General features: G+C 45.9%; 6 protein-coding genes and 1 pseudogene. 4 read left to right on the top strand and 3 right to left on the bottom strand.

What is annotated here, in order from left to right; translation table 11 throughout:
• Positions 1-171: 171 nt before the first annotated feature.
• Complete coding sequence (gene mobB, locus RTW80_RS12050; RefSeq protein ID WP_000907640.1) at positions 172-699, bottom strand: molybdopterin-guanine dinucleotide biosynthesis protein MobB; 528 nt, start codon at positions 697-699, stop codon at positions 172-174.
• A complete protein-coding gene (mobA, locus tag RTW80_RS12045; protein WP_001052168.1) occupies positions 681-1265 on the bottom strand; it encodes a molybdenum cofactor guanylyltransferase MobA in 585 nt (194 codons plus the stop codon). The genes mobB and mobA overlap by 19 nt, the downstream gene beginning before the upstream one ends.
• 69 nt (positions 1266-1334) lie before the next feature.
• On the opposite strand from mobA, the gene RTW80_RS12040 reads away from it, so the two are divergent.
• From RTW80_RS12040 to RTW80_RS12025, 4 genes and pseudogenes are all read left to right on the top strand, one after another.
• Complete coding sequence (locus RTW80_RS12040) at positions 1335-1604, top strand: YihD family protein (protein WP_001295263.1); 270 nt, start codon at positions 1335-1337, stop codon at positions 1602-1604.
• 76 nt (positions 1605-1680) lie between these two features.
• Positions 1681-2667 carry a stress response kinase SrkA gene (srkA, locus tag RTW80_RS12035; protein WP_001065497.1) on the top strand — a complete coding sequence of 329 codons (987 nt, stop codon included), beginning with the start codon at positions 1681-1683 and terminating at the stop codon, positions 2665-2667.
• Positions 2668-2683: 16 nt separating this feature from the next.
• Positions 2684-3310 (top strand): thiol:disulfide interchange protein DsbA, encoded by a 627-nt coding sequence (dsbA, locus tag RTW80_RS12030; protein ID WP_000725337.1) that lies wholly within the window; start codon positions 2684-2686, stop codon positions 3308-3310.
• A 154-nt stretch (positions 3311-3464) separates the two neighbouring features.
• Positions 3465-4895: pseudogene (locus RTW80_RS12025) on the top strand (YdgA family protein).
• A gap of 40 nt (positions 4896-4935) precedes the next feature.
• Here RTW80_RS12025 and RTW80_RS12020 read toward each other — a convergent pair.
• Complete coding sequence (locus RTW80_RS12020) at positions 4936-5868, bottom strand: acyltransferase (protein WP_001303740.1); 933 nt, start codon at positions 5866-5868, stop codon at positions 4936-4938.
• Between the last annotated feature and the right edge of the window lie 132 nt (positions 5869-6000).

Here is a 6000-nt window from a genome sequence, read left to right as displayed (position 1 = left end):
CAGAAGTGAAACGCCGTAGCGCCGATGGTAGTGTGGGGTCTCCCCATGCGAGAGTAGGGAACTGCCAGGCATCAAATAAAGCGAAAGGCCATCCTGACGGATGGCCTTTTTGCGTTGGTGCAAAAAAATGCCGGATGCGACGCTGGCGCGTCTTATCCAGCCTGCTCTTGCTTATCCGTCCTGCTTTTGCATCCACTCCACCACAAAATCAGCCAGCCCCTCAACATCATTAATATCCAGTAATGCGACATCAAGATTAAGCGGCACATCACTGGCTACAGCAATAACATGTCTGTCTATCACTAATTCTTCCGGTCGATGTCCGGCTCTATCGCGAAACAGCACAATCTTTGCGATCTCTTCATGCTTAAACCCTTCGACCAGAATCAAATCCAGCTTTGAGGTATCCATTCGACTTGCGAGAAAATGTAGATCCAGCTCTTCTTCGTCTGGTGTTTCCGTCATCAAGGCCCATCGTTGCTGGCTGGCAACGATGGTTTGTGCCGCGCCAGCCTTGCGCAGCTCATAGCTATCTTTGCCTGGCTTATCAACATCCATATCATGGTGCGTATGCTTAATCAGCCCTGGACGGATCCCTCTGGCGCATAATGCCGGGATCAGTTGTTTCAAAAGCGTAGTTTTTCCGGTACCACTCCACGCGGCAAAGGCGAGTAACGGTATCATCGTTTTTCCTGCCATCGGGCAAGCTCCTCTGGCGTATTCACGTTAACAAATGCATCTTTATGATCGCTGAAATCAACCGCATGACCGCCAGCCAGACGCATAAATGCCATTACCCGGCGTTCTCCTGCTTGCAGATATTCTAGTAATAAAGGCTCAATAGCGCGGTTTACCAGAGCAATAGTCGGGTGATCGCGTTCACCGTCATGGACCCACACGACAGGCGCATCTTTGCGCTGATGATTAAGCCGGGCGGCTAAATCATGGGGAATGTAAGGCGTATCGCACGGACAAAACAAAAACCACTCACCAGCTTCCTGCTGCATTACTGAAAGCATCCCTGCCAGAGGGCCTGGGTAATCCGCCAGTGAATCTTCAATCACTTTCAGACCGCCTGCCTGATAGATTTCCTGATGACGATTAGCATTAACCACGACGTGAGAGAGCTGCGTCATAAGCGCGTCAGCGACATGTTGCCATAATGGTTTGCCGTTTAATTCAAGCAATCCTTTATCTACGCCGCCCATTCGTCTGGCTTTACCGCCTGCCAGCACAACGCCTGTTATCGTCGTCATCAGATTCACCGATATCGCCTCTTTTATTGTGGGATTGACCCTGCTAACGTGTCTGTCTCAAGAGTAAGGAGCATTACTATGAAATGTAAACGTCTGAATGAAGTTATTGAACTCCTCCAGCCAGCCTGGCAAAAAGAGCCAGACCTTAACCTGTTGCAATTTTTGCAGAAACTGGCGAAAGAGTCAGGTTTTGACGGCGAACTGGCGGATTTGACGGATGACATTCTGATCTATCACCTGAAAATGCGTGATTCCGCGAAAGATGCGGTGATCCCGGGTTTGCAGAAAGATTATGAAGAAGACTTCAAAACGGCGCTGTTACGCGCTCGCGGCGTAATTAAAGAGTAAAAGCTTGTAAGCGGCGCCACCAAAATCATCGTGAAATGATATCCTTCGTCATTCGTAATGTTTTCCGGATGATGGGATGAATAACAGCGCTTTTACTTTCCAGACACTACACCCGGATACCATCATGGACGCTCTGTTTGAGCATGGGATCCGGGTGGATTCCGGTCTTACCCCGCTTAACAGCTATGAAAACCGTGTCTATCAATTTCAGGACGAAGATCGTCGACGTTTTGTCGTCAAATTTTATCGCCCTGAACGTTGGACAGCCGATCAAATCCTCGAAGAACATCAATTTGCGTTGCAGCTGGTAAATGATGAAGTTCCGGTCGCAGCACCTGTGGCCTTTAACGGTCAGACTTTATTGAATCATCAGGGATTTTATTTCGCTGTTTTTCCAAGCGTCGGTGGTCGCCAGTTCGAAGCTGATAATATCGATCAGATGGAAGCGGTTGGGCGTTATTTAGGGCGTATGCACCAGACGGGGCGCAAACAGCTTTTTATCCATCGCCCGACCATCGGTTTGAACGAATATCTCATTGAGCCACGCAAGCTGTTTGAGGACGCTACACTGATACCTTCCGGGTTGAAAGCGGCATTCCTGAAAGCGACAGATGAGCTGATTGCCGCCGTTACAGCACACTGGCGGGAAGATTTCACCGTTCTGCGGCTACATGGAGACTGCCACGCCGGGAATATTCTCTGGCGCGATGGTCCAATGTTTGTTGATCTGGATGATGCACGTAATGGTCCAGCCGTTCAGGATTTGTGGATGTTGCTCAATGGCGATAAAGCCGAGCAGCGGATGCAACTGGAAACTATTATTGAAGCTTATGAAGAATTTAGCGAGTTCGACACCGCTGAAATCGGACTGATTGAACCTTTACGCGCCATGCGTTTGGTTTATTATCTTGCCTGGCTAATGCGGCGTTGGGCTGATCCCGCGTTCCCGAAAAATTTCCCGTGGTTAACCGGGGAAGATTACTGGCTGCGACAGACGGCGACTTTTATAGAACAGGCAAAAGTTCTACAAGAACCCCCTTTGCAATTAACACCTATGTATTAATCGGAGAGAGTAGATCATGAAAAAGATTTGGCTGGCGCTGGCTGGTTTAGTTTTAGCGTTTAGCGCATCGGCGGCGCAGTATGAAGATGGTAAACAGTACACTACCCTGGAAAAACCGGTAGCTGGCGCGCCGCAAGTGCTGGAGTTTTTCTCTTTCTTCTGCCCGCACTGCTATCAGTTTGAAGAAGTTCTGCATATTTCTGATAATGTGAAGAAAAAACTGCCGGAAGGCGTGAAGATGACTAAATACCACGTCAACTTCATGGGTGGTGACCTGGGCAAAGATCTGACTCAGGCATGGGCTGTGGCGATGGCGCTGGGCGTGGAAGACAAAGTGACTGTTCCGCTGTTTGAAGGCGTACAGAAAACCCAGACCATTCGTTCTGCTTCTGATATCCGCGATGTATTTATCAACGCAGGTATTAAAGGTGAAGAGTACGACGCGGCGTGGAACAGCTTCGTGGTGAAATCTCTGGTCGCTCAGCAGGAAAAAGCTGCAGCTGACGTGCAATTGCGTGGCGTTCCGGCGATGTTTGTTAACGGTAAATATCAGCTGAATCCGCAGGGTATGGATACCAGCAATATGGATGTTTTTGTTCAGCAGTATGCTGATACAGTGAAATATCTGTCCGAGAAAAAATAATTCAATGTAAATTACATAAAGCCCGTGAATATTCACGGGCTTTTTTTATTATTTAATAAATATAAATACATTCTGATAATGCATCCTGCCGCTGGACATTATTTCAGCATAAGTGGATATTCAAAGTTTTGCTGTTTTATCAGGGAATATTTATATGATACGTAAGTCAGCTACAGGTGTTATTGTTGCGTTAGCCGTAATCTGGGGTGGTGGCACATGGTACACAGGTACGCAAATTCAGCCTGGTGTCGGAAAATTTATTAAAGATTTTAACGATGCTAAAAAGAAAGGTGAACATGCCTACGATATGACGTTAAGTTATCAAAATTTTGACAAAGGCTTTTTTAATTCCCGTTTTTAAATGCAAATGACATTCGATAACGGTGCACCCGATCTCAATATCAAGCCAGGCCAGAAAGTTGTATTTGATGTGGATGTTGAGCACGGTCCGTTGCCCATCACAATGTTAATGCATGGTAATGTCATCCCAGCACTGGCAGCGGCAAAAGTGAACTTAGTGAATAATGAACTGACACAACCGCTATTTATCGCCGCGAAAAATAAATCGCCCGTGGAAGCGACATTGCGATTCGCGTTTGGTGGCTCATTCTCTACGACATTAGATGTTGCCCCTGCAGAGTATGGAAAGTTTTCTTTTGGTGAGGGCCAGTTTACTTTTAATGGTGATGGTAGTTCATTGTCTAACCTGGATATTGAAGGCAAAGTCGAAGATATTGTTCTGCAATTATCACCAATGAACAAAGTAACGGCAAAAAGTTTTACCATTGATTCTCTGGCGCGATTAGAAGAAAAGAAATTTCCGGTTGGTGAAAGCGAGTCGAAATTTAATCAGATTAACATTATCAATCACGGGGAAGACGTTGCCCAAATCGATGCTTTCGTTGCAAAAACCATGCTGGATCGCGTTAAAGACAAAGATTATATCAATGTCAATCTGACCTACGAACTTGATAAGTTAACAAAAGGGAATCAGCAACTCGGTAGTGGTGAGTGGTCATTGATTGCTGAATCTATTGATCCCTCAGCGGTGCGCCAATTTATCATCCAGTATAACATTGCAATGCAGAAGCAGCTTGCTGCACACCCTGAGTTAGCAAACGATGAAGTTGCTCTGCAAGAAGTGAATGCTGCATTGTTCAAAGAGTATTTACCGTTATTACAAAAAAGTGAGCCGACCATTAAACAACCGGTAAAATGGAAGAACGCACTCGGCGAACTAAATGCCAATCTGGATATCAGTATTGCCGACCCAGCCAAATCTTCATCATCCACAAACAAAGATATTAAATCGCTCAATTTTGATGTGAAGTTACCGCTTAATGTCGCCACAGAAACCGCAAAACAGCTTAATTTATCTGAAGGAATGGATGCGGAAAAAGCGCAAAAGCGGGCTGATAAACAAATCAGCGGGATGATGACCTTAGGTCAGATGTTTCAGTTAATCACGATTGACAACAATACCGCCTCGCTGCAACTGCGTTATACACCGGGTAAAGTTGTTTTTAACGGACAGGAGATGAGCGAAGAAGAATTTATGTCTCGTGCCGGACGTTTTGTTCATTAAAATACTCACTCGCCTCTGCTCATTCAGAGGCGAGCAAAATTTACTTGTCCTGCCGCTGTGATGACATCAACGACGTCAGAAGTCGGTCTTTTTCCTGCCACAGTGAGTTCAGCCATTGCTGAAAATGGCGCTTAAAGCTTTTGTCATTGATGTAGTCGCCATGTAACTCATCGGCAATAGGCTGTAAATCCACATGTACGACAATCCGCGTCAGTTTACCGCTTAACATATCGAAGAACGGCTGACGGTTATTGTCCGGATAACACAGCGTAACATTAAGCAGTTTATCGAATTGTTTACCCAGTACATTTAGCGCCATCGCAATGCCTGCCGCCTTTGGTGGCAACAAGTTTTGAAAAGTGGAGTGGGTTTGCTGATGTTTTTCTTGCGTGAAACGGGAGCCTTCAACGAAATTGACAATGGTGGTGGGATGCAGGCGAAACTTTTCACAAGAACGCCGAGTGGTTTCAACATCTTTACCACGTCGCTCCGGATGACGTAATAAATAAGCGCGGGAATAACGCTTCATAAACGGCATATCCAGCGCCCAGCACGCCAGGCCAAGAAATGGCACCCAGGCCAGCTGTTGCTTGAGGAAATATTTATTCATCGGAATGTGCTTACGAAACAGCACGCACAGTACGACAATATCTGCCCAACTACGGTGGTTACAAATAAGCAGATACCAGTTCTTCTTACTTAACCCTTCCAGCCCGTGAACTTCCCATTGCAGGTGTGGGTTCAGATGCAGTAATACCGCCAGACCTTCACACCAGCAATACATCATAAAATCACAAAAACGCGAAACCTTTCGCCAAATGACTGGCACAGGTAGCAATAGTTTTACAATCCCGGCAATGATGATCGGGACGGAGCAAAAAATAGTGACCAAAATGGTCAATACGATACTCAGCAAAAGGGTTATCGCAGCGAGTATTCTCGTCATAATGAATTTATTCAAAAGGTTAGCCATAGACAGTGCGCTAAAGAAGCGCAAGGCGCAGATTTTAGCAGAAAACGACCCAAATAACGGATGATCCTTAAGGAGAAAAATAATTCATATCTATCCACATTAGAAAAAATCCCATTATCTCAATTATTAGGG

The organism is Escherichia sp. AM3 (genome assembly GCF_032029835.1).
Lineage (GTDB): Bacteria > Pseudomonadota > Gammaproteobacteria > Enterobacterales > Enterobacteriaceae > Escherichia > Escherichia coli.
This window is presented reverse-complemented; position numbering and strand designations above follow the sequence as displayed.